We start from the raw sequence: 25897 nt of genomic DNA on the forward strand, positions 1-25897 counted from the left end.
TATTGAGGTGTTACTCCTCCTCCCAGCCACCATAATCAAAGGTAATCTCATCATCGGGTTCAATATCACTTAAGGCAAAAAGATCAAAACCATCAAATTCGGCATTACCCTCATCCTGATGGTTCAGGTAGCGAAGTAGATTCCTGCCGCTGCGTCCGATCGGCTTTTTCTCATCTTCGAAGACCCAAAGTACATAGGTACCATCCCGCTTCGCGGTCGGCCCTTCGTAGGTTCCAATGTAATCTCCCTTGGGGATCGAGACCTTGGCAAACAGCCCGGTACCATGTATATCAGAGGGAGCCTTGTAGACAATATTACCTAGTCTTATTTTCTTGTTCGCCATGCTTTAAACCACTTGATTTGATGTCTGAAGGGTACTCAACCGGACAGCTGTCTCCATAGACAGCCATAATGGCACGCAATTCTTTGAGAACCTTCTGCCTGGACAGGTCGTCCAATGCCTCCAATTCAGGTAAGATCACCCCTTGTTCCAACAATTGAATGTCTTCACGGACTGATCTGCAACCCTTCTGGCACAGTATCTCGACATATTGATCTATCTGTTTATTTCCCATGAATCACAACCTGCACAGGATATTTCAACCTGGATTTAACCAATTCGTCATACCGTACCGGGAACCATACTGCTATTCAAATTTCTAACGGAATTCAATAGGATTTAACCCTACACAACGTGACAACATACTGAAGGACAGATTATGCCCTTAATAAATAGACTAATAATACTACTACTGCTTGTGACCGCACACTCTGCTTTTGCCGCAGATTGGGGCGAGGGATGGGATCCTGTCGACCCGCCTGTGGCTACATCCACCCCCGAAGGTAAGGTGGAAGTCCTTGAATTCTTTTGGTATGGCTGCCCCCACTGCTACCACATGGAACCCGATTTGGATGAGTGGCTCAAGAACAAACCAGAAAATGTCGAGTTTCTTCGTGTTCCCGCACCACTCAACAGTCGCTGGACCCCCCACGCACAATTCTACTATACCGCTGAAATTCTCGGTTTGATTGACAAGCTGCATACACCACTATTCTCCGCCATTCACGATAAGAAGCGGAAAATCTTCGACAAAAATGCACTCATCGACTTCGCTGTTGAGCAGGGCGTGGATAAAGAGAAGTTTACTGAAGCCTGGAATTCGTTCGGCGTCTACGTCAAGGTACAGAATGCCAAGAAGCTTGGTCAACGATATCAGCTCGATGGCGTGCCAGCCGTGGCTATCAACGGCAAGTATCTTACCAGCGGAAGCCGGGCTGGCACCTACAGCAAAATGTTTGAGATCGTCAGCCAGTTGGTCGCTGAAGAGAACGGCAAGAAAACACCTTGACCCTCGGCTCTGCAAATTACTACTTTGCAGGCCAGGGTTTGAACGTAAGCTGGATTATCACTACTCCCTGCTTAAAGGGAGTCTTGGATAAACAGGTTTTGCACCCTGAATAGACATCATGCATTGGATCTACACAAAGCGAGTATCGCGGGCGGGGCATGGCCCCACCCTTGCTCTCAAAGAGATTCAATAACCTGAAGTAGCATCCAGCGGTAGGGTGGGGCCATGCCCTACCATTGCCCTCAAAGAGATCCAATAACCTGAAGTGTCATCTAGCGGTAGGGTGGGGCCATGCCCCACCAGGTAAGGTGAAAAACAGAATAAAGCTGGCTCTCCAGTCATTCAAGTTCTATCCCATCCACCCACTTGAGCGAGCCTCTATCGCTATTTGGTGGGGCATGGCCCCACCCTACCTTGATCATAAAGTTTGTCTATTTCATCCTCTTGAAGCAGAGGAAGCCCTTGGGATAGTAGTGAAAACAATTGACATATCACTCCACGGTAAAACAAAACCGTAGGGTGGGGCCATGCCCCACCATTGCCCTCAAAGAGATCCAATAACCTGAAGTGTCATCTAGCGGTAGGGTGGGGCCATGCCCCACCAAAAGGTATTCGATTCCCACCAATAGCAGGGCATCAGTGTTGATCTTGATTCAATCGTCAGCGGCCGCTAAATAACACTCTCATCCTTGAACCTAAAAAATCAGGAACCTGCTATTAGAATGGAGCGGCCCACTAGAAGTGATAGGAGACCCCGAAGTTAACAACCGGCCAGTACCTGAAATCATCCAGATCATCACTGTTGATCCGGTTCTCTTCTACGGCAATTTCTGATTCCAGTTGCGCCTTTAACACCGGATTGGAGTCTGCCAATGCACTATCCGCTTCGATCGACACAGTCGGGTTATCGGTAAACAATATACCGAAATCAACACTGAAACTGAATTTCGAACCGGGTTTCACCGCATTACCCCAGCCTATACCTACGTAGGGTGCAAAATTACGACTGTAATCCACCTCAGCTTTCAGAGTACCCACCTGGTCAGGTGAAAAGGTGGTGTTACCAATTTCCACCGCCTCGGTAGGCGTCGCTGTGGCTGTGATATCAGGCTGCAGTGAAAAGAGTCCACCGCTCACTCTGAAACCGTTCTCCATCGGGTGCCAATCCAGCAGTGCGCCAATGGAAAACATGTCCAGATCAATGTCGTATTCAATGTCGTCCAGCTTCTCTTCCGTATCGTAAGGCATGGTCGCCATGACGGTACGGAAATTCAGGCTTTCGTTTCTCACCGGCACAGTCAATGCCAGACCGACCCCGGTTGTTCCCATGAACAGACCTGCGGCTACGCTTTGATTCTCACGACTTTGAAGCAGATGTATATCTTCTGATGGTCCACCAAACTCCATGCGTGCACCAAGTTGCCAGGTATCCAGATTAATATCGTCCCTGGCCAGCATTGTGCTGTAGCGGAAAAATCCGGTCACCCCATTCTTGAATACGCCGGTAACAGATATACCGGTATTAACATAGCTGTCGTCAGGATCTTCATTGGTGAGTGTGAAGGTTCCGGCTTCCGGCACCAAGGCGAACTCAGCTTCGATTTCCGGCGCTTCGTTTTTGAAGTCTTTTACCAGCTCTAGCTCGAATTGTGGAACCAGAACACCAAAGCTGAAGCTGATCGCATTACTGGCACGAACACCAAGACGCCCGCTCAACACATCAGTTGAGGTCTTATAGATATTCATATCCAGGCCGGCATCGTTTCTTTCCCGATAGGCATCCACAGTGCTTGAACGATATTCAAGGTTTGTATAAGTATCGAGTGTCCAAGCCTGATGAACGTAGCTGTATCCCGTGCCGATCACCGCGCTCAGGTGATCAGCATCGGTATCCCCCTTCGCTTTGGTGGTAACCGCACCGATATCGATGGATCGGCTGGTATCAATGGAGGACTCTCCATACCCCAGTAACCAGTCCACATACCAGTTACGGGCGGGATAGTAGTTGCCGTAGAGCGATAGATTCCAGCCATCAACATCAAGCCCGGTATCACCACCGTCCTCTCTGGTCTCAGAGGTGGTGTAACCCAAAGCACTACCCATAACCAGATCCTTGTTAAAGCGGTAGTCCAGCCCCGCCAGCAACTCCTGGTTGTCAATATCGAAACTGTTCTCTCTGTTACGAGACTCCCCCTCGCCAATGTTAAGGGTACCGGTAATAAAACCACCCAGTCTTGCCGGCCCCTCAGAATCACCTGCGTTGCCGCCTCTCTGAACGTCAGTTAGTAACTGCCCCAAATTGAGGTGTTTATCATTCAGGATAGCCCTCAGCCCAACTAAACTGACACCAGGCACACCCGAGCGAATCTCCTGAAGACGGGCGCCAACATTTTTGATCTGATTTGCAGCCACCCCCTTCATTGAGCTGGCTTGGGCACCAACCTGTCGCAGCAGCACCATTTCCAATGCACTATCAAGCTCTGAACCACTGAGTGATGACAAAGCGGTACAAGTTGCCGCCAGGGCCTCATCTGTCTGCGATACAATACCTGCCGAGTTGGCGTCGCAGGCCACCTGCATCACACTGGCCAGGCTGCTCTGGGCCTCGTCGATTCCAGCGTTGGCTATTGGATCGAGTGAAGCATCCAGTTGAATCGAGACGGTCGCAGCTGTGCTGACTGCGCCGCTATCACCCACCAGGCGATAGTCGAAACTGACTGAAGTAGTCCCATCGATATCTGCTGGTGGTGTGTAGAGATAGAGGCCGGTGATATCTGTTGTAGAGAGTGCCCCTTGATTTGGTTGAGTAAGGATTTCAACACTATAGCCGCTGCTTGGATGGATATCGTTCTCTGAGGGGAATAGATTGATTGCACTACCACCGGTTATATAGTGATCATTTACCGCCTCCAGAGTGGAAGTAGTTGAAACAATATTCAGCACTACCGGTGTTTCACTGCTGATGCCTCTAATATCCTGCACCCGATACGTGAAGGTAACACTGCCGGAATATCCGTTAGTGGGAAAAACATTGATTGAAAAAGCATCGTCCGGATCAATCTGCACCGAACCAGCATTCGGATCGGAGAGATTACTGATCGATACGATACTGATGGCGTTGATCGCTTCCTGTGAAGCGATTTCCAGACGATCATTGACCGTTACCACAATAGTCTCAGAACTGTCACTGGAATCAATGGTGTAGATGTCAGGCACACCTGTTGCGGCTTTTGCACCAGGCATGATAAATGTTGCCCCTGTAAACAGGGCAGCAGTCAATACAGAAAAACGTAGCTTTTTCTCAAAGGGATAGAGAGATTGTTCTTTCATGAGGAAACCGCCTTAAGGTAATTTTGGACTACCGCATGCATGTCGTAATAGTGCTCAGGAAATTCAGATCAAGGAGCACATGATCAATTCATGAAATGAGTCAAGAGACTCCTCAAGCCATCAAGGTAGTAATTATTATTTATATTGATTGGCTTTTTAGAGGCAGTTTTACAGCATAGCGCTGATTGTGACAATCACTATACTGAATCTGAATGGATGCAAGTTGGGGTTAGCAAAACTTCAGTAGCAGACATTCAGGTACCGCAAAAGGTTCGATAGCCCAGATCCTCATCTGCTGAAGATTTCTGGTAGGAGCGGGTCTTTTCAGTCAGCTGATAGGGTGAAAGCAAGACATCAAGAAAGTCTTCAGCAGCGCTGGCGTCACCTTGCTGGGTACAGGATTGAATAACCTGCTCCATATGTCGATTTCTGGGGATGACAACCGGGTTGGCCCCCTTCATAACCACTTCAGGATCGATATCTACGGGCTGTTGCTGCAGGCGTGCACGCCAATCGTCATACCAGTCAGTCAGTTCACCCTGTAGCGCCCGTTCCACTACCGGGGAAGTGAAAGAAAGGGTCAATCTATGAAAGCTGTCGGTGTAATCGAGACGCCCACTTTTCAGCTTATCCAAGAGGCTGGATATCAGTAGTTGATCTGAGGAACTGGTCTGACTGATGCCAATTTTTCTGGCCATCATCTGATGATAACGATCCTTGAATAGCGCTGAAAAGGTCTCCAGGCAAGCACCAGCCTTATCGATTGCATTTTTTTCATCATTATCGATCAACGGCAATAGTGATTCAGCAAATCGCGCCATATTCCACTGTGCTATCGAGGGTTGATTAGCAAAAGCATATCGTCCCTGTCTGTCAATCGAGCTGAAAACCGTATTCGGGTCATAAGTGCCCATCATGGCGCAAGGACCATAATCGATGGTTTCACCGGATATTGCTGTGTTATCAGTATTCATAACACCATGAATAAATCCCACCCGCATCCATTCAACCACAAGATCTATCTGGCGCTTCATGACCTTCTCGAGGAGTAATAGGAATCGCTCCTCGCCATGCTCCTGTAGTTCAGGATAGTGACGAAGGATTGCGTAATCACACAGCTGCTCGAGGGCCTGGAGGTTTTGTCTGGCTGCAAAATATTCGAAGCTGCCAACACGCAGGTGACTCGCTGCAATACGGGTAAGCACTGCACCTTTTTGAGCTGTTTCACGAAAAACAATTTCACCGGTAGTGGTCACAGCTAAACTACGGGTTGTAGGAATTCCCAGTGCATGTATGGCTTCACCCATAACGAACTCTCGGATAGCAGGCCCTAACGCATAACGACCATCACCGCTTCTTGAAAATGGCGTTGGACCAGAACCTTTGAGCTGAACATCTCGCCGCTCACCTGACTGATCAACTATCTCTCCTAGCAGATGCGCTCTGCCATCTCCCAGCTGAGGAACAAAGTTTCCGAATTGGTGGCCTGCATAGGCAAGTGCCACTGGTTCTGAACCTGGTAGAAGCGTGTTACCGGATAGTGCATCAATCAGCTCTTCAGAGGGTAGTTCCCCGGTTTCACCCAGCTGCAACTCTTCAGCCAGCCGACTGTTCCATAGAAAAAGTTTAGGATCTTTTACCGGCTCTGGCGGAACACTTTTAAAAAAAGCAGTGCCAAGCGTTGTATAGCTGTTAGAGAATTCCATAGTATAAATTTAACATAGGGTTAGCGCTCAACATCCATACAGGATAAATGGGATAGCGATGCAATAGCTGCCTTATGATGTGCCCTTTTCGCCTTATCCGAACCTTCATGCCATTTCACACAATCGATCCATGATTAATCGAAAGCGTCTTACCCGGACTGCATCAGCAACCAGCTCTTTTTTTCAACAAGAAAGGCTCCATAGCGATCTGCAAAATCATCAACAACCGAGGCTTGAACTGAGGGTCGGTTGAGCAGTCTTGCAGCCCATTGTGATACGGAAGCAGGCATCTGCACCTCCCCTTCCTGGTGAAATTCCTTGTGGTAGTGGAGGCGCATAAAAAGCGGTGCAATTGCTGCATCAACCAGACTAAAAACACCCTCTTCACCAAACAATCCAGACTCTAGTGGTTCAGCCAAACGCTCTATATCCCTCTCGAGTGAAGCCTTTTTCTCAATGAAAGTCTCACGGTCAGTCGCCATTGCCATGCCATACATGCCCATCAACAGAGTCGAGCCATACTCAATCCATGACTTGTGCTGCGCCCGTTTCAGAATATCGGCAGGGTGAAACCTTGGAGGAAAACGTTCATCAAGAAAGTCCAGGATCACAGATGACTCGAACAATACAGCGTCATCTACCAGCAGTAACGGGACTTTTCCAGTGGGTGAAAGTCGTAAAAACCACTCAGGTGGCTGATCCAGATCTATATATTCCAACTCAAACACGACCTGCTTCTCGCGTAGAAGGATAACCGACCGCTGAACAAACGGGCACAACGCAAAGCTTACCAGTTTTATTTTTAAACTCATTTACCTGAATCCTGTAGTGTTATTAACCCGGCAACTGAATAGGTCGTCTTCAGGGCTTTAAGCGTGCCCTTGATCAAGGCACGGAAGCAGCCCACTATGGCTGAAAGATGTTGATCCATAAGCTTTTCAGAGACTCCTTGGACCATCACACCATACTATTGGCCCGGCGACCAAATCGATGACTTTCTGCAGCAGAATAGGTCTCTGACTGACTCGCTCCAGACTCCATTCTGGGTAAGGGTAAACACTGAGGTGAATCTATGAGTATTATCAGCAGCTAAAGCTAAAGAGATCAACACAAGGGACAGAATAAAGATCACTGTTTAATTTCGGGAATTTAAGGATCTGTTGCAATCCTTAAATACAGGGCTTATATTTGTAAAAGATCGAACCCTATTACACAATTAATTATATAGATATCAATTAGTTACACCAAATCACCAAGGAAGCAGTCACAATATGGAATGTGTTTTACGCAAAAAATACAAGGTTATTTACAAACGTTCACAAAATCTGTATTTTTTGACAAGATGAATTAATGGATTTCTGGCTCATGGATGACCAAGGTATACGCAGATACCATCCCGCAGGCACACTCCCACGGAGATCTCAACACGTTAAACCAGTGCATATCACTGCTGTGTACGCGTATTGGATAGATTCCGATGTCCAACTGGATTGAGGGCTCGCATAACCTTGCGATTGCGCCAAATCAGTGAATCAATTGGAAAATGTGGCTAGTCTAATCTTATATATAGAGTAACAGTTAATTCGGCGGCGCAATAAATATGGCTACACCCAATCCAATCGGCTTAAGAATACCAGAGCAGTCATCCCCGTCTGGAGAGCCTTTTTACCTGAGTGACAAAAAAGTCACAGCCTGGGCCAAAGAGTTGCCTATGGCCAATGTTGGTGAAACTTCACGCCAGATATTTCAAACATTGCGCGCCTTCAACCGAACATCCCTTCCAGCAAAACAGAGACTGCTGAGCATTGAAGGTTTCCGTGAACCACTGGATTATGTGGCCACTAATCTCAATAAACACTATCTGGGCACGCGTTTTCCTCTTAGCGAAAAATCACACAAAATCGCTAATCTGAACAGAGAACTCCACAGTGGAATGGCGACCGCCTACAAGGCAGTTATTGTCGACCTCCTGACCAATCAGCAAGGAGGAATTGACCGAGCACTTCTCGCTCAGGCCATACACCGCTGTATTACCTATTTAGCTAAAGTCATACTGCTCTCGGTAATTGTCTATGACCCTTACCCCAAACGTACCTGGCATGAGTTGCATGTCTTACACCGACTGGCCAAGCGGTATGATATAGGTTCAAATTCAGTCAGTGACCCGATGGAATCATCGAATAATCAGACCACAATTGACCAGAATTACACACGCTGTCTGCTTTTCTCTCTCGCCTCTCCCTATAAGATGAGACAGAAGGAGAATCTAAAGATCTTCGATACTCTGGTGAACTGGAGCCGCTATACCACGCTCTACGGTTTTGATGAGGCACCTGAAGAGAGCTCGATCACCATTCGGCAGGATACTGATCTGGCACCCAGCCATGAGGGCAGAGCCCATGACGCAGAAACGAAATACCTGCTGATTCTGGAGGCCTCTCAACTTCTGCTGCTGATGCGAGAGCATTTCACCGAATCAGAAGATGCCAAGCAATCCCTCCAGGGTATCAGCGACCTGGACAAAGTGGTTGTACGGCAGCTCATCATGCTCTGGTCAAAAGCCCAGAAACGCGCCTTTGTACGCACAAAACTCAATTTTGAGCTTCGTATTGCTGTTGGCCTGCGTTCTGTCCATGAATTGATCAACCTGGGCGATACAAGCTCCTCTCTAAGTGAGGAAGAAGAGGAGAATGAAGCTACCTGGATTGATGCACAATTTGCCCATGGTAATGAGATGCATGTTGAGTCGAGGTTTTCCCTGCAACCTATGGATATCGCCTCATACAACCCACGCCGAGGCAATTTTGAGGAGTTTGGGCCCAACACCACAGATATTGGCGAAATAAATAGTGAACCAAAGGTTGAGATCTGGCAAGACGACAAAGATCAGCAAGTGAATAGCGCCACGTGTCTGTTCACCACGATTAATGAGAGTGCTGGCGGCTACTGCCTGGATTGGCGTGGACGTGACATTCCCAAGATTCAGGTCGGCGAGTTGATTGGGGTTCAATCGGCCATGTCAGCAGCCCAGTTCGGCGTTGGTATGGTGCGCTGGATGCGCAGCGGTGAATCGAACTCAATGCTGGTCGGCATACAGATGATTGCGCCAAATGCGATGGCGGTATCAGCAAAAATCACAGATCAAAAATCGACTCAGATGGAAAAGTGTCTGCTATTGCCCGAGGTTGGTACTTCTGGTCAACCCACCAGTTTAATTTCCCCCTCTTACCCATTTAGCGTAGGCAAGACACTATTGATAAATGATGGTGAAAATACCCAGGAAATCAAACTCACCCGACTACTGGAGTCGAGTGGTTCCATTTCTCAATTTCAATTTGTTCATCTGGATGAGAATGCCTCTGCTACCAACAAAGACGATCAGGACGATTTAGATGATGATTCAGATTTTGAGAGTCTCTGGTCCACATTGATCTGATCATACTAACGCGACTCAGAAGAGTCTAAAAGCTGCTGTCGAAGAGGCTATTAGAATCCGGCCAACTTATACCAGCGTTTAGCCTCTTCAGGGTCTTTTTCCACTCCCCTCCCCTCTTCATATAACATTGCCAGTGTAGTTTGAGAACCGGCCAAACCCTGTTCGGCAGCCTTCTTGAACCATTCAACCGCCTTTGTCAGGTTTTGTTCAACACACTCACCTTCCAGGTACATAAATCCAAGCCCATGTTGTGCCATACCATGGCCAGCCTCAGCGGCTGACTTCATATATTTGTATGCCATAAGCTCGTTTTTTGAGATTCCCAGACCACCTTGAGACATAATGGCCATTCGATACTGGGCTTCGACACTTCCATCTTCAGCCAAGGGGGAGAGCAGAGTGGCGGCGCGTGAAAAATTCTTACCTTCAAAAGCCGCTATTGCACTACTTAACTCAAAATTCATTTCACCGCTTGAATCTGTCATATCACTCTCTCAGTTTATTACTCTACTGGGGCCTGTTAAACCTAAAAAAATCAGTTGACCGCTCCATTCTATTAGCAGATTACTGATTTTAAAGAAAATAGCTTCGATGGTTGTATCACCTTTCCTGGCATAGTTACAGAAACTGTTTTAAAGCCGCCATGGCGTGATGCCAGGCAGATACTCTCCACAGAGTCACACCATTTTGTTATTACTTTCATTTCCGGGGCGAATCGCTACTGTATTGTCCACCCATGCGGCCAAATCATTACTCGCATCATAGATGCCAAATTCAAAAGCTGGCGTAGCTCTCCCTCTCTTTTGCAGTTGATAGACAACATCTGCAGCAGTTTTTTCGGGAAAATTAAAGCGGAGCTCCAAATCACTCATGCCAGGCTTGCGAAAATCAACATTGAGTGTGCGAGTCCAAACCGTAAAATCCGGAAAGCGATTGTGGCAGGCTAAAGCGGCTACCGGATCAGCAAGTGCCGCAATACTGCCTCCGAACATACTCCCCCCAGGGTTCATATTGTGCCGATTGAGTGGCAGCAGCAATCGTACCAGGCTCCAATCATCAGTTATCTCCAGCAGCTCAACACCCATACTTTTAAATGGAGGAAAGAGCTCTAATCTATTCGTCACACTTGTCTCTTGGGGGGCTTCAGACATACTCAGCCTCACGCTTTGACCTTATACCATCCCAAGTCATGGCAACTCCCTTCAGGTTCTTAGGGAATATCTTGGTTTTCCTTTGAATAGACTTCACAATAGACACTCTAAATTATGCAGACTCAACTAACTTCCGACATTCTAGCATCTGAAAGCGGCCGCGAAGCGGAAGCTATTCTGCGCAACTGTGTACACTGTGGATTTTGCACTGCGACCTGTCCAACCTATCAGTTACTCGGCAATGAGCTGGACGGACCTAGGGGCAGAATATATCAAGTTAAACAGTTACTTGAAGGTGCAGCGCCAACCGCGGCAGTACAACAGCATCTGGATCGGTGTTTGTTGTGTCGAGCCTGTGAAACAACCTGCCCTTCCGGTGTTGACTATGGCCGATTACTTGAAATCGGCCGTCAGCATCTGCATGATCACCAATCCCGTACGCTAACAGACAAGTCTCTACGCTGGCTATTACGCAAGACACTTCCGAATCGCAGCCTGTTCGCCTCTCTGCTAGGTCTGGGGAGGATCTTCAAGCCATTTTTACCCGCTGCCATTGGCCGAGCTATTCCACAAAAAGAGCAGCTCAGTGAAAACGACTGGCCCTCGCAAGAGCATCCCAGAAAGATGCTGATTCTGGATGGCTGTGTTCAACCCTCACTGGCACCTGGTATCAACCTAGCGACAGCGCAAGTTTTGGATCGTCTCGGCATTTCGCTGATTCGCACACCCCAGGCAGGTTGCTGCGGCGCTGTTGAACACCATCTTGACGACCACACGGCTTCACGCCAAGCTGCCAGACGAAACATCGACCTGTGGCTGCCACTGCTGCAACAGCAGGCTGAACTACTGATTATTACTGCCAGCGGTTGTGCGCAGATGGTCAAAACCTATGATCAACTGCTTGCTGACGACCCAGACTATGCCGCCAAGGCGAGAGAGCTTGTTAGTCGTTGCAAGGATATCGCTGAGGTTATTAATCAGGAGGACATTAAGCCATTGATTTGTGAAATGGAACGACATCCCCGGATTGCATTTCATTCATCATGCACACTACAACATGGCCAAAAATTGAGTGGTGTAGTTGAGTCGCTACTGAGCAACATCGGATACACCCTGACGGCAGTAGAAGAGCCTCATCTTTGCTGTGGCTCAGCAGGCACCTATTCAATCCTGCAGCCCCAACTCTCAGCTCAACTGGGAGCACGCAAAACTGAGGCCCTGCTGAAGGGGGAACCTGAGTTAATCGCCACCGCCAATATCGGTTGTCTCAGCCACATAGCCAAAATGACACCTACCGACATTCCGGTCGTGCATTGGATTGAATTGTTAACTCCTGATCGCATCAAAACCCTATCATCATCGAAAACCTAGTTTGGTGTAACGTATAAACTGACCAACTAAAGGCGATCTCAATTCGGCCGATAACCCCCCTGTGACGCGAAGATCTTATTTACTTCCATAAATGCGGAAGTTTTTACAATTTAAGTATTACCAACTGCTACTATTTCTGCTTATACTCGCGTACAACCATGTAGTATGAATGAGTGTTTGCCTGACAGGCTTTACGCCTTAAAACCTAATAATAACTACAACAGCAAGGTTGCAAGCACCAATGGGAAACCCAAGCTGCTGAAAGCGAGGTAACTTCCTTCATCTAAACAAACAGTGGATGACATAAATGACCTTGAAGCCTGTTTTTACCAAAACACTGCTAATCGGCTTTTTACTCAGCTTCGCCACCCTCGGTAGAGGGGCTACTGAGACCATCTCAGATGAACAGCGCTTAGAATCCCAGCGTAAGGATTTCCTGGCTGCTGAAAGGGCTCTTGTAAATAAGGATTTTCTGGCTTATCAGCAGTTACGGGAGCAGTTGTCAGATTATCCACTTTTGGTTTATCTGGATTACCAGGAGACCCTGACCAGCATCGAACAGCAATCGGTGCAAAGTATCAGTAATCGATTAAAACGCCTTGAAGGCACACCACTGCAAAAACGATTGGAGAGTCAGTGGCTCGGTTTTCTGGCAAAACACAAACTATGGAAAACTTATCTGCAATTCTCATCAGAAGGCGGCAGCATCAGACAACAATGCCAGCGACTGCATGCCATGATTAAAACCGGCCAATCTGCAAAGGCCTATCCTAAAGTCCCTGAAATTTGGTTAAGTGGCAGATCACGCCCCAAGGTCTGTGATCCCGTATTTAAAAGCTGGATAGCAGCCGGACATCTTTCTGAACAGTTGGTATGGCAGAGAATAAACCTGGCCATGTCACAACGCCAGATTAAACTTGCCAGCTATCTGAAACGCCATCTTAGTCAAGATCAGCAGAAGATCGCTGCGCTTTGGTTAAAACTCTACAAACGTCCTCAGAAGGTTGAACAGCTGGCAAAAATTGACCATCCCTATGTGGATGAAATGGTAATTCAGGCGATCAGAAAGCTGGCCTGGCGTGACATAGAGGCAGCATTCAATGCTTGGGAAAATTTTCATGCTCTTGATATATTTTCCAAGAAGCAGCAACAAAAGGCGGTTTACGCACTCGCAGGTGGATTAGCAAGAGAGCCCGACAAAAAACTGAGTCAGTTATTAAATAAATTATTGCCTGAGCATCTCAAACTTGACAGCGGGCTTTCAGAAAGGGAACTACAGACTGCTCTGCAAGTAAAGGATTGGGGCTGGGTACTGCAAGTTACAGAGACTCTACCCGCTGATAAAAAACAGTTGGGTCAGTGGCAATACTGGCGAGCACGGGCTTTGATAAAACTCGACCGTGTGGATGAGGCAAAACCAATACTATCGAACCTCGCACAAGAGCGCAGTTACTATGGCTTCATGGCTGCCAATCAACTTGGTATTCCGCCCAAACTAGATCATATTGCTTTACAAACTGATCAAGTACTAACAGATCAGGTGGCTCTCAAACCAGGGTTACAGAGGGCGCGCGAACTGCATGTTTTAAACCGACTGTTGCCTGCACGTCGCGAATGGAATCTGGCTCTGTACAAGGCCAAACCTGGTGAACTGAAGGCAGCAGCACGTCTTGCACAACTCTGGAACTGGCCCTCACAGAGTATTATCACCCTGGCAAAACTACGCCAGTGGAACGACCTGGAATTACGCTTCCCTCTGGCTCATCATAAAACCATTACCGGACAGGCTCAGGGACACGGTATAGACCGGGCATGGGTATATGCCATTCTTCGTCAGGAGAGCGCATTCATCAGCGATGCCAAATCTTCAGCAGGGGCGAGAGGGTTAATGCAATTGATGCCAAAAACCGCCAAACAGGTTGCCAGGGAACTAAAGCATTCACCTCTACATCTGGATGACCTGTTTCAGCCAGATGTTAATATCAGACTTGGAACCGGTTATCTGAATAAAATCTATCGACAATTACAGGAGAACCCTGTCTTGGCAACAGCGGCCTATAATGCAGGGCCATCACGGGTGAAAAGCTGGTTACCCGACCAACCTCAGGCCACTGATATCTGGATCGAGACTATTCCCTTTCACGAAACCCGAGAGTATCTGAAGCGGGTACTCTCCTATACAGTGATCTACAACTATCGCCTCGGCGTCCCATCTAGGGTTGTACCGAAAAAGTGGTTAGCGCCGATAGAGGCGAGGCATACATTTTCAGGTGTCTGATTCCAGACTGAGTGGTAATTCATCTCTCTCCTGAAAATCATCCTGAGCTTGTGGACGCTTGGCATTGAGCCTGTTTTTCACCTTGCCAACCAACTCAGGGTCAGTCACAACTTCGTAGAAGCACTCTTCTGACTGCTCTACACGTTGAGTCTGGTCATCTCTCTTCCAGGTTTTTATGATGGCCTCTCTAATCACAAGCCAGTGCGCGCTACCTCTCCGATCGACAAAGCGACCGACATGGTAATTATCTGTGTAACCAGAGTGGCTACTCACCTTCAGCTTATGCAGCACCATTTCAGATTTGAGTTTTTTAAAGGCAGGCTGAGCAAGCTCGATGCCATTCACATTGAATCGCAAACGACGAGCCCCTTTTGACTCATCTCCACTGTCATCAGTAAACACCTCAACACGATGCCTCAGGCTCTTACGCCAGCTTGTATCATGACGCAACTCAGATGAGCATGATGAAAGCCTGTCAGCCTCATTGATTGCTGGAGAGATCATGATTTTGCGTTGCTCATCGTATAGATAAGCTGGTGAATCATCACTAAAAGAGATCCCCAACCCCAACTCCAGTTTTGGTAGATTATGGGCTCTGTTCTGACTATTCTGAGCTTCCATGACTAGTAGAATTTTCCGCGCCAATCCACAGGCGTTGGCAACGGTCATCGCCTGAGTCGTCATAGCTCCTGTTTCCAAAACTGTGAGAATAAGCGCATCACCTTCGACAAACACCTTCTTCGCGCCAAAACGATCAAGTAGTTTGGTGATCGGTCCAAAAAAATTCATACTGAAATGGGTAGCTGGATTAAGTCGCTTCTCCACAAGCTGGCGTGTGATTTCAGTAGAGCCTCTGACATCCGCTTTCAGAACCACATGAGCCTTGATCTTTTTCTCTTGTACATCTGTATCTTGACTGAGTCTAAACTCATATAGACTGCCGTTATCCCGTGATAGCTGTATACTTTCGCCATCCTGTAAAATCTTCAAACGATTCATCTGCTGGTAGGTATAGTAAGCCAGCTTCAGATCACGACGAAAAGATAAAAAATCCTTGAGATAGCGAATCGCATAACCTTGCTGTTTGGCGGCAGGCATACGGCGCACATAGCCATGTACCACATCAAGTGCTTTGATTACCGCAACCCCCTTATCTTCAGTTGTTGCGAGTTTCTTGGACAGGGCTCTCTTTGGCAATACATCTATCAGATAGTGATAGATATCCCGACTGGAAACCTGACCACTTAACTGCCGGTAGAGTCTGGGTGTACGATATGCGGCGATTGCTCGATGGGTAATCCCCGATCGATCAAAGTGTTTGAGCAGATTCGTCTGCAACCGCTGCTGTATTTTGTCATATTCAGGGTTTTTCCAAAGACTCTTTCGCTGCTTATCTTGGCTACGAGTAAACCAACCACCTTTAGCATCAGCTGGCCTCTGTAGAAGTAGATCCACATTTCTCGGATCGTCCAGCCAGCTGACAAACATTTCTTTAAACTCTTGCTCCGAAAGATTCCGCTCCAATAATCTCTGTCCTTCAAGAAACTCTGAAAAGCCACTGTGAAGTTCACGCTGAGTTATCTGAAACTGAGTAGTCTCGCTCGCTGATGCTCTATTTTTCTCAGTAGTTTCACGCTGCTTGGCCCACTCAGGAAGGAATTCAGCATAGACCTCGGTGACAAAATGGTTGGTCAGATCGAAGATATTATCTCCCTCACGATCCACACAGATTAGTGGATAGTGATTTATGAAATACTCTTCACTGGTCAGGTCAGGCAGGTGTAATAAGGGGTTGAATAAAATTCGTTTGGAGACTACCCAGGAGCTGCCCACCACAGATTTGCGCATCTTGCGCAACTCTTTTGATTCCAGGCGCTGTACAATTTTAAAAAGTCGGCACAAGGTGCGATAACGAATTCCCGGCTCAAGGCGTGCCAAGGCTACAATACGCTCATGCATCTCCATGGATTTACCACTATGCATACCCGTGGTTGACTCTGCATCCTGCTGTAACTTACTGCGCAGCTTGGCTAAACTGGCCATAGGTGCATTAAGCATTAGCTTCAGTAGAACCAAATGCAGCATTTGCAGAAGCTCTTTAACTGCCGCGTTAGCGTGTATCTGCTCAAGGGCACCTTGCACGATGCTACGATAGTTCGATTTAAAGGCCTCGATATCACTGCCTGAAGTGGGTTGAGCTAAGTTTGCCCAACCATGTTTAGCCAGGTCCTCCTGAACAATACGCTCCACCACAGATAATAGGGAAGCACGGAATTGATGACTGATCGCCACATCGATATGGCGATTATCAATCCCGATCTGAAACTGCTCCAGGCTCACCCGCCAAGATGGACATCGACGAAGCGGCGCCAGGAACTCTCCGACATCCGTTTGAGTTGCCAATATTGCTCTATTCCCCATTTCGTTTTCTATCACTGACCTGTCTAGTACTCATCCTAATCTTTCAAAATAAGGATAGCTAAGAAACCGCTGAATCAAAACACCGCATCATAATTAAAACTCTTATGAAACTCAGCTAGTTACACCATTTGAGTCTAGATGATGGCAGTCAAGAATTAAACATTACTAAGTGAGATTCATTCACATCCGAATAAAAATGTGATCGAAGTTTGTTTTTTGTACATCGATCAATTAAACCGCTCACCCTAAACCCCGAAAGCACTAACAGTCATTGATTTAGGGCCTGCCAACAAGTCATGCCCCCTTATCAAGAGAACCATAGTGCCAAATCCAGCAACACCTGATCGTAGTTAACCACTGATATCTGTCGTAAGGGAATAGTGTGCCACATCAATTAATGGTATTTATGCTCACACACTGGGTGACCCCATTAACGCCACATGATTTTGTGAAAAATCTCTCTGGCTCTTAGCGTAAATTCGGTAACTTTCAGAAACAGCGCGAGTGTTGATTAAGGGCAGTGACACTGACTTTTGAGCTGAAATCAAGAGTGAGATAAACGGGTAGGACGAAACAATAAAGCAGAGGCCACGCCATGCATATTCTGACACCCATTTTGGATTGGCATGAAATCTTCGCTCATCATCGAATAATCGATAACGCAGGTAAGATGAAATTTAGCGATCAAGCATTGTTGCAAGCAGTTGATCTTCCAGTTCTATTCTTACTGCTAACTCTTCACCCAGTTGAGACAGATCTTCAGCCAAATGATCCAACTGAAGCTCATGGTCAGATAGATCATAGCGATCATTGAAGTTAACTGCGACTTCACTTGCCTTGACGAATTCAGGATATATATCCTCAGCGACCTTTAGCACACCACTACGTCTTTCATTTCCATTGCTCACATAGCCAAAAACCTCAAAATGGCCAAAAGCAGTGTAGTCAATCAAAACCTGACAAAATGTCTGCAACTGCTGATCGAGTGAACTCGAGCGATGATAGGGCTCAAGACCAGCGACCTCACAAAACAGAACCAACACCTCTTGTCTCTCTTTCAAGAGTTTGTCAATCAAATCTCGAGTGACTGTTCTACGCTCTTCAACTACTCCCCCTTGAGAACTCATCAAGACCCTCCGTAACGGTACTTATATATTTTCATTTAATCCGTGCTGCACAACAAACTGAAAACCATGCTTTCAGCAGCGGTTGACTAATGCGGATTAGGAATACAGAACCACACATTAGTCTGTGTCGCCAATTGTATAGCAAATGCCGATAATATCACGCATTTTTATCTATTAGGGATATATTGCCAAGATTAACCCGATGAGCAAATAGTTTACTCTCAGCCGCCGTGAGCCCCTATTTAGGGTAATTAAATTGTCAGGGGCATCTAGTGGGCCATATTGATTGCTATTATTAGACTTGCGCCATAGTATGATGCGCGGGGGGGATATCACCCCTGAAAAGGTACTATTCACCTCTCACTAATTCGTGTTGATATCAGCCACAATGGAGAAGCTTGAGATATTCAATACCAATAAATAGTTTACGCCAGTGACTTGTACCTTAAAGCAATATTTACAAAATCGGGAGAGTGTCGTTTTCCTCCCGCATCAAGGTAGGACCATATAATGCCTGCATTCAAACTCCCTACTCATCATTACTCTATCTGGCTGTTGATCGTACTATCAGTGGTGATCCCATTGTGTTCAGCAGATACATCTCCAGCCCGGATCATGAGCAGAGCGATGCTGAGTATGATGGATACTATGGGTAACCTGGCCCATCAGTACAAACGTGGAGATGACTGGAGCTACAACAATTGGAATCGTTCTCGCAGCTACCGACCACCGACAATTCCCGCTTACCCGGAAGGCTACTATTCTGAGCAGCGCCCTCCCCTTTATGACCCCGAACCCTATTATCAGGATCCAATGCAATCTGAAGTTGACGGTATCTGGTTAGGCCGCGGTGGTGAAATTGTGCTGGTGATGTATGGTTATTTCCGTATATATGCTGACGCTGAAACCTACCAGGATGGGCGTTACCATATTGATGGTGATTTGTTGCTGATGCAGGATCCTGAATCCGGGTTAACTCAAAAGTATCAGTTTGTATTGGAGAGCGGCCGAATGATTATGCGGGACAAACATGGAAACTATTTGCTGTTTAAACAACTCCCAATTCCTGTTCCACCCTACGCACTCATTCCTCAAACTGAGCCTGTACAACAGCCTGAAACCGATTCAGAATAGTTTTCAATACTCGCTTCCTGTAAATGTTTATCTCAAACTATTGCCATATTCTTCAATCCGGTTAATATTTTGCTTGCAACTATATGGCGCTGTCTATTGCCAAAGGAAACTGTTCCCGTGCGAGTGGAAAGTGTTGGCGCAAACATCAATTTGGATATCGTAAACACTTCTTCGGGCTTCGCATTAGCGTGTTTGATACTGGCCTCTCTTCCCAAGTCCAATCATTGGTTTGTGTGAGATACCACATTGATTCGAAATTTCAGCTGCAATTAAATCCATACTTAGTGATCCGTAATGAATGAATGGCGACAATCTGATATACACAAAACCCTAAAATCATGGCATGGTCAGACGACAGGGAAAAGATGATGAACAGGATTTGCATACTTGGCGGAACCGGCTTTGTTGGCCAATGGCTAGTTGCGACTTTGAGCAAACGGGGATACCCATGCAGACTGCTATGCCGACACCCACATCGCCATGCAGGACTAAAGGTTCACCCCAACATCGAACTGGTCAAGGCTTCACAATTCGACTCCCCCACCCTGCAAAAGCACTTCTCTGGATGTCAGACCATTATTAACCTGATTGGCGTGCTCAACGAATCGAGTAAACTGACTTTCAGGAGTATTCATATCGATCTGGTTGACCATGTCGTGGAAGCAGCCATCAAGAGCGGAGCCACCCGGCTACTACACATGAGCGCCTTACATGCTGATGCAGGAAAGGGATCGAGCGAATATCTACGCAGTAAGGGGGAGGGAGAAAACAGGGCCCACACCCACGGCAGTTCTGCCCTGAAGGTTACCAGCTTCCGGCCTTCAGTGATTTTTGGGCCAGATGACTCATTTTTCAATAGATTCGCAGCCTTACTGAGGCTTTCACCTTGGATTTTTCCTCTGGCCTCACCTCATAGCCGTTTCGCTCCGGTCTATGTTGGCGATGTAGCTGAAGCTTTCACGCGCACAATTGAAAATCCTGATACCACGGGCGCCCACTACGACCTGTGCGGCCCTGAAGTCTATACACTGAAAGAGCTGGTCGAGTATACCGCCAACCAGTTAGGTCTCCGCCGCATAGTCCTGCCACTGAATCCAACGCTTTCACAATTACAAGCAATCGTACTTGGAAAATTGCCAGGCAAACCCTTCACGATGGACAACTATCAATCCTTGCAGACCGACAGTATCTGTAGCAGGAATGGACTCATCGAGTTGGGTGTAGCGCCACAATCCATCCAAAGCCAGGTACCCTGCTATTTAGCCAAGCAGGGATATCGCAGCCGTTTCAACCGCTATCGCCAGGTTATTAAACCTAAAAAAATCAGTTGACCGCTCCATTCTAATAGCAGGTTCCTGATTTTGTAGAAAATAGCTTCGATGCACATGGTCACCTGTTGGGTGAATCACGCTACAGCATGCATTTTGCTCGATAACCTTAGCAAAATGCTTGATGACAAGCCTGGCTCCTACCTGAAAAGCAAAACCAGTCACTTTTACATAGCCATCAAAATATAGACCGAATAATTGCAATATTAGAAAAACTATATATACTGCTCTTTCAAATCATCGACTAGCAGTAATTACTGATGATCAAGCAGTACATATTTTTAACAATCCTACTAATCAGCAGCAGTTTGTCTGTGGCTGATCCCATACTCGCGACCACTAACCTGTCGGATATCTCTACGACAGCGCAAAAAAACCATACGCCAATCGTGGTGGTTTTTGAGTCTGAGACCTGTGGTTACTGTAGACGATTGAAGCAGGAGATCCTGCAGCCCCTCTCAAAGACAATCTCCCTGCAGCCTCCCGTGGTGATGGAGTTCGATATCTTTTCCGGTGGAAAAATCACTGATTTCAATGGCGACAAGATACGCAGTCGTCAATTCAAAGAGAGATATCATATCTTTGCAGTACCGACGCTGTTAATTCTCGACCATGAAGGAAATCCTCTGGCTGACCCGATTGTTGGTTATAATTCCCGAGAAGAGTATCAGGCGCTTCTTCGCTCATCACTTGATGCATCCTACGATGCGCTGAATTAAACCTGAACTCCATAGGTTAAAAATAACCCCTGAACGAGACAGCCAATGTCGCCTCAAGCTTTAGCGTCCCTGCTAGTAGCCGGACTTATAAATCTACTGCTTGTCTGCTCAGTCAATGCGGATCAAAACAGATTTCCTGTCGCCGATGACCTCTACAAACTTGGCGCGGAAGCTGAAAAAAGAGAACTGCCGATCCTGCTGCTGATATCCCAATACCATTGCGAATATTGCGAGCGGATGAAGCGTGAAGTTCTGCAGCCCATGCAAACCAACAAAGATTTTCAGAACCGGGTTCTGGTCGGGGAGTTGATGATCGATGCCGGTGAGAAGGTGGTCGATTTCCAGGGCAAGCAGGTTGAATCAGCTGCATTCTCTCAGCGATATGGGGTATTCGTAACCCCTACCCTACTCTTCCTGGACAATCAGGGTAGGGAGGCCGCAGAGCGTATTCTCGGTATCAACACCCTCGACTACCTGGTCTTCTATATCGAGGATGCGATTGAAAAGGCCACAAAAAAGAGCTTTGGGAAGTAATCTACCTGAAAAGATCTGATTATTTTCGGCTTCACTTCTCCGCGTGAGCATAGATAAGTCTGCTCGCTAATCCTGTAGATCTCCAATACCAGTTCCTGAACGATTACTGTTTGATCTCCGAATCAATAGAAGTGCAATGCTTGGTGCGGCCCTGCCGCACCATAAGGGCATAGATTCTCCAGAAATCCTCTAATTTGTCTCGTGAAAGTGAAACTCGCTCCAGGCATCACAACTCAACAATGAACCATACTCTGTTGACAATATCGGCCCTTTCTCAATTTTCAATCAGCCATAGTTTCAGTGAATCAGGTAATGGATACTCAGGAAATCTGAGACGGAACTGTTCAAGCTGTTGTTTTGCTGCCTGAAGCTGATTTGACTCAATCAACAACTCAATCTGATTCAACCAGGCCACAGGAGTAAGTTCGGCACCCGTTTCGCCGAACGCTTGCAATTCAGCCTCTGGCTTCTCATTTGAAGCTGTATCGAGTGAACGCGTCATCTTGGGGGTTAAAGCCTGGCGCCTGATGGTGGATGATGAATCGGCACCGGTTGCGCTCTCCTCGATAGAGTAAGGCAGGGCGGGTGCGCTCGCAGGAGCTGCCGGCACAGGTGCTTTTTTCAAATAGATATCCGCTTCAGGATAGCTATCCTGTTTTAGTATGGTTGGCGTTTTTAACTGCTGTGATGGTTCATATGGCAACTCTATCAAAGGCAATGACAATCCCACGCCCAACAGAACCAATGCTGCGGATGAGAGCGGAACAATCCAGCGATTGCGGCGCTTGGATGCAACCTTTCGAGCCTCACTCAAAATTGCTTGATCCAGCGCTTCAGAAGGTTGCTCTTTTCTGCTAGCCCGATAAAGTGTTGTGAGCTGAGAATCATCTGGCAATTTCTGTGATCTGTTCACAAACACTCCTCCAACAGATTTCGTAATTGCTTTAAGGCATAACGAAATCGGCTTTTGACTGTCTCTCTTCCAACGTCGATCATTGAAGCGATCTGCACCAGACTCAATCCGGCCTCCTCTTTCAAGAGAAAAACCTCACGCTGTTCGGCAGGCAGATCGGTCAGGTGCTGCTTCAAGCGGTCACTGCAATCCTCATCTACCATTTTATCCTCGAGTGTCTTGCCGGGATTTGCGACTTCCGCTAGCGCCTGATCATCTTTCACCAGGGTCAAATGGTGTCGGCGGTGACGATCGATAAGAAGATTGCGTGCTATACGAAAAATATAGGCCTTGAAAGCACCTTCCTGAAAGGGTTTGGTTGCAGTAATAATGCGTGACCAGAGATCCTGATAAATCTCTTCAGCATCACCCCGCTCAGAACAGCTGCGTAGTAAAAACAGATATACCGTTTGACGATAACGCTGATAAAGCACCTCAAATGCACCATTATCGCCATTGCGAAAATGACGAAACAGCGCTTCATCACTCTGCTCTGAGCTACTCATGCATCGATATCCTCAAAACAAATAGATCTTATACAACTCAAAGTTTATACCTGCCGATCATTTCCATACCGCAATTTTTAACCGCTTGCCCCACTATCCCCTCACCCGATCCAGAGTGAGGAAATAATAAGACACGTCAGCGGAGTGTAGAGATATTTATGATCTAGTTAGTATTCAGTGACAATGGAGAAGCTTCTAAGCTACCAGCCAGTCTGACCAGACGTATAAATTCACCCCGATAACCAAAACGATCCCCCCCTCGAGCTGCATTTGCAAGCTCTACTGCATCTTCATAGTCAAAAGACTCAGTATAGCGACCTCCCCTGAGCAGCTGAGAAAAACCAGCCACCGCAGCACTGAAGCGATAATCATCGCTGGTATTATCCAGACTCTGTTCCAATCCAGAGATCATAATCGGTTGCTCTATCAGATGTGACCGCTCTTGATCAGGTTGTTTATAACGCAATCTTAAAAAGGCAAGTTCCTCAGACGGAGGATTACCGCTGCTGGGGCTACCATAACGCAGAGGTGACAAACGCTGCCCCTCACTCTCAGTCAAGGCTATCTCATACAGTGCAGTTACCGTATGACCCGCGCCGATATCTCCGGCATCAACCTTGTCATTATTGAAATCCTCCCTCGACAATAAGCGGTTCTCATAGCCGATCAACCGGTACTCAGCAACCCTGTCCGGGTTCCACTCGATCTCAATTTTCACATCCTTGGCGATAGTCTCGAGGGTGGCACTCAACTCCTCAACCAGGACTTTTCGTGCTTCATTTATATTATCTATATAGGCGTAGTTGCCATTCCCCTTATCGGCCAACTGCTCCATCAGATGGTCATTATAGTTCCCCTGACCGAAGCCCATCGTAGTCAATGAGATACCTCGCTGGCGCTGAGCTTCAATCAGCTCAATCAAGCGTCTGTGATCGACCGTTCCCACATTGAAGTCACCATCAGTAGCTAAGATAACCCGGTTAATACCCTCTGCGATACGCCCCTGTTCTGCCATCTCGTAGGCGAGCTTGATTCCCGCTGAACCATGGGTCGAACCACCTGCATCAAGCTGTTCCAGTGCGCTGATGATCTTTCCCTGTTGATCACCGGCCGTAGGCTCCAATACCACCCCCGAAGCGCCGGCATAGACAACCAGTGAGACCCGATCATTTTTGTTCAGCTGCTTAAGCAGTAATCTAAACGCAGATTTAAGCAACGGCAGTTTACTCTGATCACTCATTGATCCTGAGACATCGATTAAGAAGACCAGATTAGCAGCCGGACGTTCAGCTGCCGACATCGAGATCCCCTGGATACCCACATGTACCAGCCTCGTTTTAGTGTTCCAGGGCGTAGGGCCCAATTCAGTGGTTAGAGAGAATGGGTGTGTATTCGGTGCTGGATTTGGGTATTGATAGTTGAAGTAGTTGATCAACTCTTCAGCTCGAACAAGATCCTTGGGCGGCATTTGACCCTGACTGAGAAACCGCCGTACTAGGGCGTAAGCCCCACTATCCACATCGACACTAAAAGTAGAGACGGGTGACTGAGCCACTGAGTGGACGCCATTTTCCGTCAGCTCACCATACCTTTCCCGATCGATCCCTGCTGAAGGTTGCCGAATTGCGCCTCTAGCAAACATATTTTGATGTTCCTTTGCTTTTGAAGCCGCTGGATAGGTTATCGATGACTGAGCATCCGCTTCAGCTGAATAGAGGATTCGTTGTTGTTGAGGTGATGGCCTCTGCACCACCCTCCGTTTCTGAATTTCAGCCTCCAGTAGAACACCAGAATCTGTTTGGGACTGTTTATGTGCCTCTTGCGAAGACCCGCAGGCAGCCAATCCCCCTGTCAGGATGATCACAGAGAGTGTGATTATCTGTTTATGTAACTTCATTACCTTCTCCCGATTGGTCTGATTTTCACAGCAGACGCTGATGAAAAATTGTTAGTGTCATTAGGGAAAACGCAGATGGCATGGAAGTGGGGTTAAATGGGTTGAAATTAATAACAAACTCGAACAGTACGCCTTTTGAATTCCCGGTTCGACAAGAGCGAGAAGCGCAGGAAAAACAGAATATCAAAAGGCGCACTGTCCAGGTTTAAGGTAGGGTGGGGCCACGCCCCACCAATAGCCATGCTAAAACGTAGGGTGCGATCCTACCGCACATTTTTGGATTATGTATCAGAATCCATTTTCCTCCTTTCCACGCAGAGAGACTGTGAAAGCATTCATCCTCTTTCCCACGCTGGATCGTGGGAAAGAGTAAAAGTGATGTTCAAGGCTAGAAACGCGATCCAGATGCTCTTCTAATATTCTACGAACTGGGACGGTTCTATATCTATGATGCCTAAGTCGACCCTTAGAGCCCTGGTTACGTTTTTTCAGTAACCGGAACAACAATGGCGCGCTCTTCTTTGTCTGCTGCTTCTACAAAACACTCACGCCACTAGATGGTTGGATATAGATGTTGACCATCTTGGCTAAAATGTGTCACATGGAAGTTAAAACTGAATGATTGGTTTTATTACTTGAGTCTCCGACAGTATTAAAA

Annotated in this window: 21 protein-coding genes; 8 read left to right on the forward strand and 13 right to left on the reverse strand. The window is 47.1% G+C overall.

From position 1 onward, the window contains the following. Nucleotides 1–10: 10 nt before the first annotated feature. Both AC4IE7_RS18420 and AC4IE7_RS18425 read right to left on the reverse strand, forming a co-directional pair. A complete protein-coding gene (locus AC4IE7_RS18420) occupies nt 11–343 on the reverse strand; it encodes an SET domain-containing protein (protein ID WP_490778328.1) in 333 nt (110 codons plus the stop codon). Further along, entirely contained in the window at nt 315–575 is a 261-nt protein-coding gene (locus AC4IE7_RS18425; protein WP_490778329.1) for a hypothetical protein, read from the reverse strand. Before AC4IE7_RS18425 ends, AC4IE7_RS18420 begins: the two co-directional genes overlap by 29 nt. A 144-nt stretch (nt 576–719) precedes the next feature. Between AC4IE7_RS18425 and AC4IE7_RS18430 the strand changes: the two genes are divergently transcribed. Next, on the forward strand, nt 720–1349 hold the full coding sequence (locus AC4IE7_RS18430; protein ID WP_490778330.1) for a thiol:disulfide interchange protein DsbA/DsbL: 630 nt from the start codon (nt 720–722) through the stop codon (nt 1347–1349). 735 nt (nt 1350–2084) lie between these two features. On the opposite strand, the gene AC4IE7_RS18435 is transcribed toward AC4IE7_RS18430, so the two are convergent. The 4 genes from AC4IE7_RS18435 to AC4IE7_RS18450 all read right to left on the reverse strand — a co-directional run bounded on the left by AC4IE7_RS18435 (nt 2085) and on the right by AC4IE7_RS18450 (nt 7316). Beyond that, the gene (locus AC4IE7_RS18435; RefSeq protein ID WP_490778331.1) at nt 2085–4679 is read right to left on the reverse strand and encodes an autotransporter domain-containing protein; all 2595 of its coding nucleotides are present in this window, start codon (nt 4677–4679) and stop codon (nt 2085–2087) included. Between the two features lie 254 nt (nt 4680–4933). Further along, nucleotides 4934–6385, reverse strand: coding sequence for a protein adenylyltransferase SelO (locus AC4IE7_RS18440; protein ID WP_490778332.1), 1452 nt, complete (start codon nt 6383–6385; stop codon nt 4934–4936). Nucleotides 6386–6534: 149 nt separating this feature from the next. Continuing rightward, entirely contained in the window at nt 6535–7197 is a 663-nt protein-coding gene (locus AC4IE7_RS18445) for a glutathione S-transferase family protein (RefSeq protein ID WP_490778333.1), read from the reverse strand. Continuing rightward, the gene (locus tag AC4IE7_RS18450; protein WP_490778334.1) at nt 7194–7316 is read right to left on the reverse strand and encodes a hypothetical protein; all 123 of its coding nucleotides are present in this window, start codon (nt 7314–7316) and stop codon (nt 7194–7196) included. The genes AC4IE7_RS18445 and AC4IE7_RS18450 overlap by 4 nt, the downstream gene beginning before the upstream one ends. 669 nt (nt 7317–7985) lie before the next feature. On the opposite strand from AC4IE7_RS18450, the gene AC4IE7_RS18455 reads away from it, so the two are divergent. Continuing rightward, nucleotides 7986–9821, forward strand: coding sequence for a cyclic-di-GMP receptor FimW-related protein (locus tag AC4IE7_RS18455; protein WP_490778335.1), 1836 nt, complete (start codon nt 7986–7988; stop codon nt 9819–9821). A gap of 50 nt (nt 9822–9871) precedes the next feature. Here the strand turns inward: AC4IE7_RS18455 and AC4IE7_RS18460 are convergent, their stop codons facing one another. Further along, nucleotides 9872–10306: a tetratricopeptide repeat protein gene (locus AC4IE7_RS18460; protein WP_490778336.1), complete on the reverse strand. Its 435-nt coding sequence runs from the start codon at nt 10304–10306 to the stop codon at nt 9872–9874. A gap of 192 nt (nt 10307–10498) precedes the next feature. After that, on the reverse strand, nt 10499–10945 hold the full coding sequence (locus AC4IE7_RS18465; protein ID WP_490778337.1) for a PaaI family thioesterase: 447 nt from the start codon (nt 10943–10945) through the stop codon (nt 10499–10501). Between the two features lie 141 nt (nt 10946–11086). Here AC4IE7_RS18465 and glcF point away from each other — a divergent pair, with 141 nt between their 5' ends. Next, complete coding sequence (glcF, locus tag AC4IE7_RS18470) at nt 11087–12343, forward strand: glycolate oxidase subunit GlcF (protein ID WP_490778338.1); 1257 nt, start codon at nt 11087–11089, stop codon at nt 12341–12343. Nucleotides 12344–12650: 307 nt separating this feature from the next. Next, nucleotides 12651–14621 (forward strand): transglycosylase SLT domain-containing protein, encoded by a 1971-nt coding sequence (locus AC4IE7_RS18475; protein ID WP_490778339.1) that lies wholly within the window; start codon nt 12651–12653, stop codon nt 14619–14621. On the opposite strand, the gene AC4IE7_RS18480 is transcribed toward AC4IE7_RS18475, so the two are convergent. Together AC4IE7_RS18480 and AC4IE7_RS18485 are read right to left on the reverse strand one after the other, a co-directional pair. Next, nucleotides 14610–17042 carry a nucleotidyl cyclase domain-containing protein gene (locus tag AC4IE7_RS18480; protein WP_490778340.1) on the reverse strand — a complete coding sequence of 811 codons (2433 nt, stop codon included), beginning with the start codon at nt 17040–17042 and terminating at the stop codon, nt 14610–14612. The two genes, AC4IE7_RS18475 and AC4IE7_RS18480, sit on opposite strands and share 12 nt — an antisense overlap. Before the next feature lie 677 nt (nt 17043–17719). Beyond that, nucleotides 17720–18169 carry an Rsd/AlgQ family anti-sigma factor gene (locus AC4IE7_RS18485; RefSeq protein ID WP_490778341.1) on the reverse strand — a complete coding sequence of 150 codons (450 nt, stop codon included), beginning with the start codon at nt 18167–18169 and terminating at the stop codon, nt 17720–17722. 627 nt (nt 18170–18796) lie between these two features. Between AC4IE7_RS18485 and AC4IE7_RS18490 the strand changes: the two genes are divergently transcribed. From AC4IE7_RS18490 to AC4IE7_RS18505, 4 genes are all read left to right on the forward strand, one after another. Next, on the forward strand, nt 18797–19303 hold the full coding sequence (locus AC4IE7_RS18490; protein ID WP_490778342.1) for a hypothetical protein: 507 nt from the start codon (nt 18797–18799) through the stop codon (nt 19301–19303). Nucleotides 19304–19668: 365 nt separating this feature from the next. After that, on the forward strand, nt 19669–20634 hold the full coding sequence (locus AC4IE7_RS18495; protein WP_490778343.1) for a complex I NDUFA9 subunit family protein: 966 nt from the start codon (nt 19669–19671) through the stop codon (nt 20632–20634). Between the two features lie 311 nt (nt 20635–20945). Beyond that, the gene (locus AC4IE7_RS18500) at nt 20946–21350 is read left to right on the forward strand and encodes a thioredoxin family protein (protein ID WP_490778344.1); all 405 of its coding nucleotides are present in this window, start codon (nt 20946–20948) and stop codon (nt 21348–21350) included. Nucleotides 21351–21395: 45 nt separating this feature from the next. Then, nucleotides 21396–21884 (forward strand): thioredoxin family protein, encoded by a 489-nt coding sequence (locus AC4IE7_RS18505; protein ID WP_490778345.1) that lies wholly within the window; start codon nt 21396–21398, stop codon nt 21882–21884. 274 nt (nt 21885–22158) lie between these two features. Here the strand turns inward: AC4IE7_RS18505 and AC4IE7_RS18510 are convergent, their stop codons facing one another. The 3 genes from AC4IE7_RS18510 to AC4IE7_RS18520 all read right to left on the reverse strand — a co-directional run bounded on the left by AC4IE7_RS18510 (nt 22159) and on the right by AC4IE7_RS18520 (nt 25239). After that, on the reverse strand, nt 22159–22797 hold the full coding sequence (locus tag AC4IE7_RS18510) for a hypothetical protein (protein WP_490778346.1): 639 nt from the start codon (nt 22795–22797) through the stop codon (nt 22159–22161). Continuing rightward, nucleotides 22794–23342: a sigma-70 family RNA polymerase sigma factor gene (locus AC4IE7_RS18515; RefSeq protein ID WP_490778347.1), complete on the reverse strand. Its 549-nt coding sequence runs from the start codon at nt 23340–23342 to the stop codon at nt 22794–22796. Before AC4IE7_RS18515 ends, AC4IE7_RS18510 begins: the two co-directional genes overlap by 4 nt. 163 nt (nt 23343–23505) lie before the next feature. Further along, nucleotides 23506–25239, reverse strand: coding sequence for a vWA domain-containing protein (locus AC4IE7_RS18520; protein ID WP_490778348.1), 1734 nt, complete (start codon nt 25237–25239; stop codon nt 23506–23508). Nucleotides 25240–25897 lie beyond the last annotated feature (658 nt).

This window comes from Candidatus Thiodiazotropha sp. AKAK3, assembly GCF_058244645.1.

Coding starts and splice junctions, on each gene's coding strand:
- AC4IE7_RS18475 (WP_490778339.1), top strand. CDS start 12,651: ATGACCTTGAAGCCTGTTTTTACCAAAACACTGCTAATCGGCTTTTTA.
- AC4IE7_RS18420 (WP_490778328.1), bottom strand. CDS start 343: ATGGCGAACAAGAAAATAAGACTAGGTAATATTGTCTACAAGGCTCCC.
- AC4IE7_RS18495 (WP_490778343.1), top strand. CDS start 19,669: ATGATGAACAGGATTTGCATACTTGGCGGAACCGGCTTTGTTGGCCAA.
- AC4IE7_RS18455 (WP_490778335.1), top strand. CDS start 7,986: ATGGCTACACCCAATCCAATCGGCTTAAGAATACCAGAGCAGTCATCC.
- AC4IE7_RS18440 (WP_490778332.1), bottom strand. CDS start 6,385: ATGGAATTCTCTAACAGCTATACAACGCTTGGCACTGCTTTTTTTAAA.
- AC4IE7_RS18520 (WP_490778348.1), bottom strand. CDS start 25,239: ATGAAGTTACATAAACAGATAATCACACTCTCTGTGATCATCCTGACA.
- AC4IE7_RS18490 (WP_490778342.1), top strand. CDS start 18,797: ATGCTGAGTATGATGGATACTATGGGTAACCTGGCCCATCAGTACAAA.
- AC4IE7_RS18515 (WP_490778347.1), bottom strand. CDS start 23,342: ATGAGTAGCTCAGAGCAGAGTGATGAAGCGCTGTTTCGTCATTTTCGC.
- AC4IE7_RS18425 (WP_490778329.1), bottom strand. CDS start 575: ATGGGAAATAAACAGATAGATCAATATGTCGAGATACTGTGCCAGAAG.
- AC4IE7_RS18460 (WP_490778336.1), bottom strand. CDS start 10,306: ATGACAGATTCAAGCGGTGAAATGAATTTTGAGTTAAGTAGTGCAATA.
- AC4IE7_RS18450 (WP_490778334.1), bottom strand. CDS start 7,316: ATGGATCAACATCTTTCAGCCATAGTGGGCTGCTTCCGTGCCTTGATC.
- AC4IE7_RS18435 (WP_490778331.1), bottom strand. CDS start 4,679: ATGAAAGAACAATCTCTCTATCCCTTTGAGAAAAAGCTACGTTTTTCT.
- AC4IE7_RS18485 (WP_490778341.1), bottom strand. CDS start 18,169: ATGAGTTCTCAAGGGGGAGTAGTTGAAGAGCGTAGAACAGTCACTCGA.
- AC4IE7_RS18480 (WP_490778340.1), bottom strand. CDS start 17,042: ATGGGGAATAGAGCAATATTGGCAACTCAAACGGATGTCGGAGAGTTC.
- glcF (WP_490778338.1), top strand. CDS start 11,087: ATGCAGACTCAACTAACTTCCGACATTCTAGCATCTGAAAGCGGCCGC.
- AC4IE7_RS18505 (WP_490778345.1), top strand. CDS start 21,396: ATGTCGCCTCAAGCTTTAGCGTCCCTGCTAGTAGCCGGACTTATAAAT.
- AC4IE7_RS18445 (WP_490778333.1), bottom strand. CDS start 7,197: ATGAGTTTAAAAATAAAACTGGTAAGCTTTGCGTTGTGCCCGTTTGTT.
- AC4IE7_RS18430 (WP_490778330.1), top strand. CDS start 720: ATGCCCTTAATAAATAGACTAATAATACTACTACTGCTTGTGACCGCA.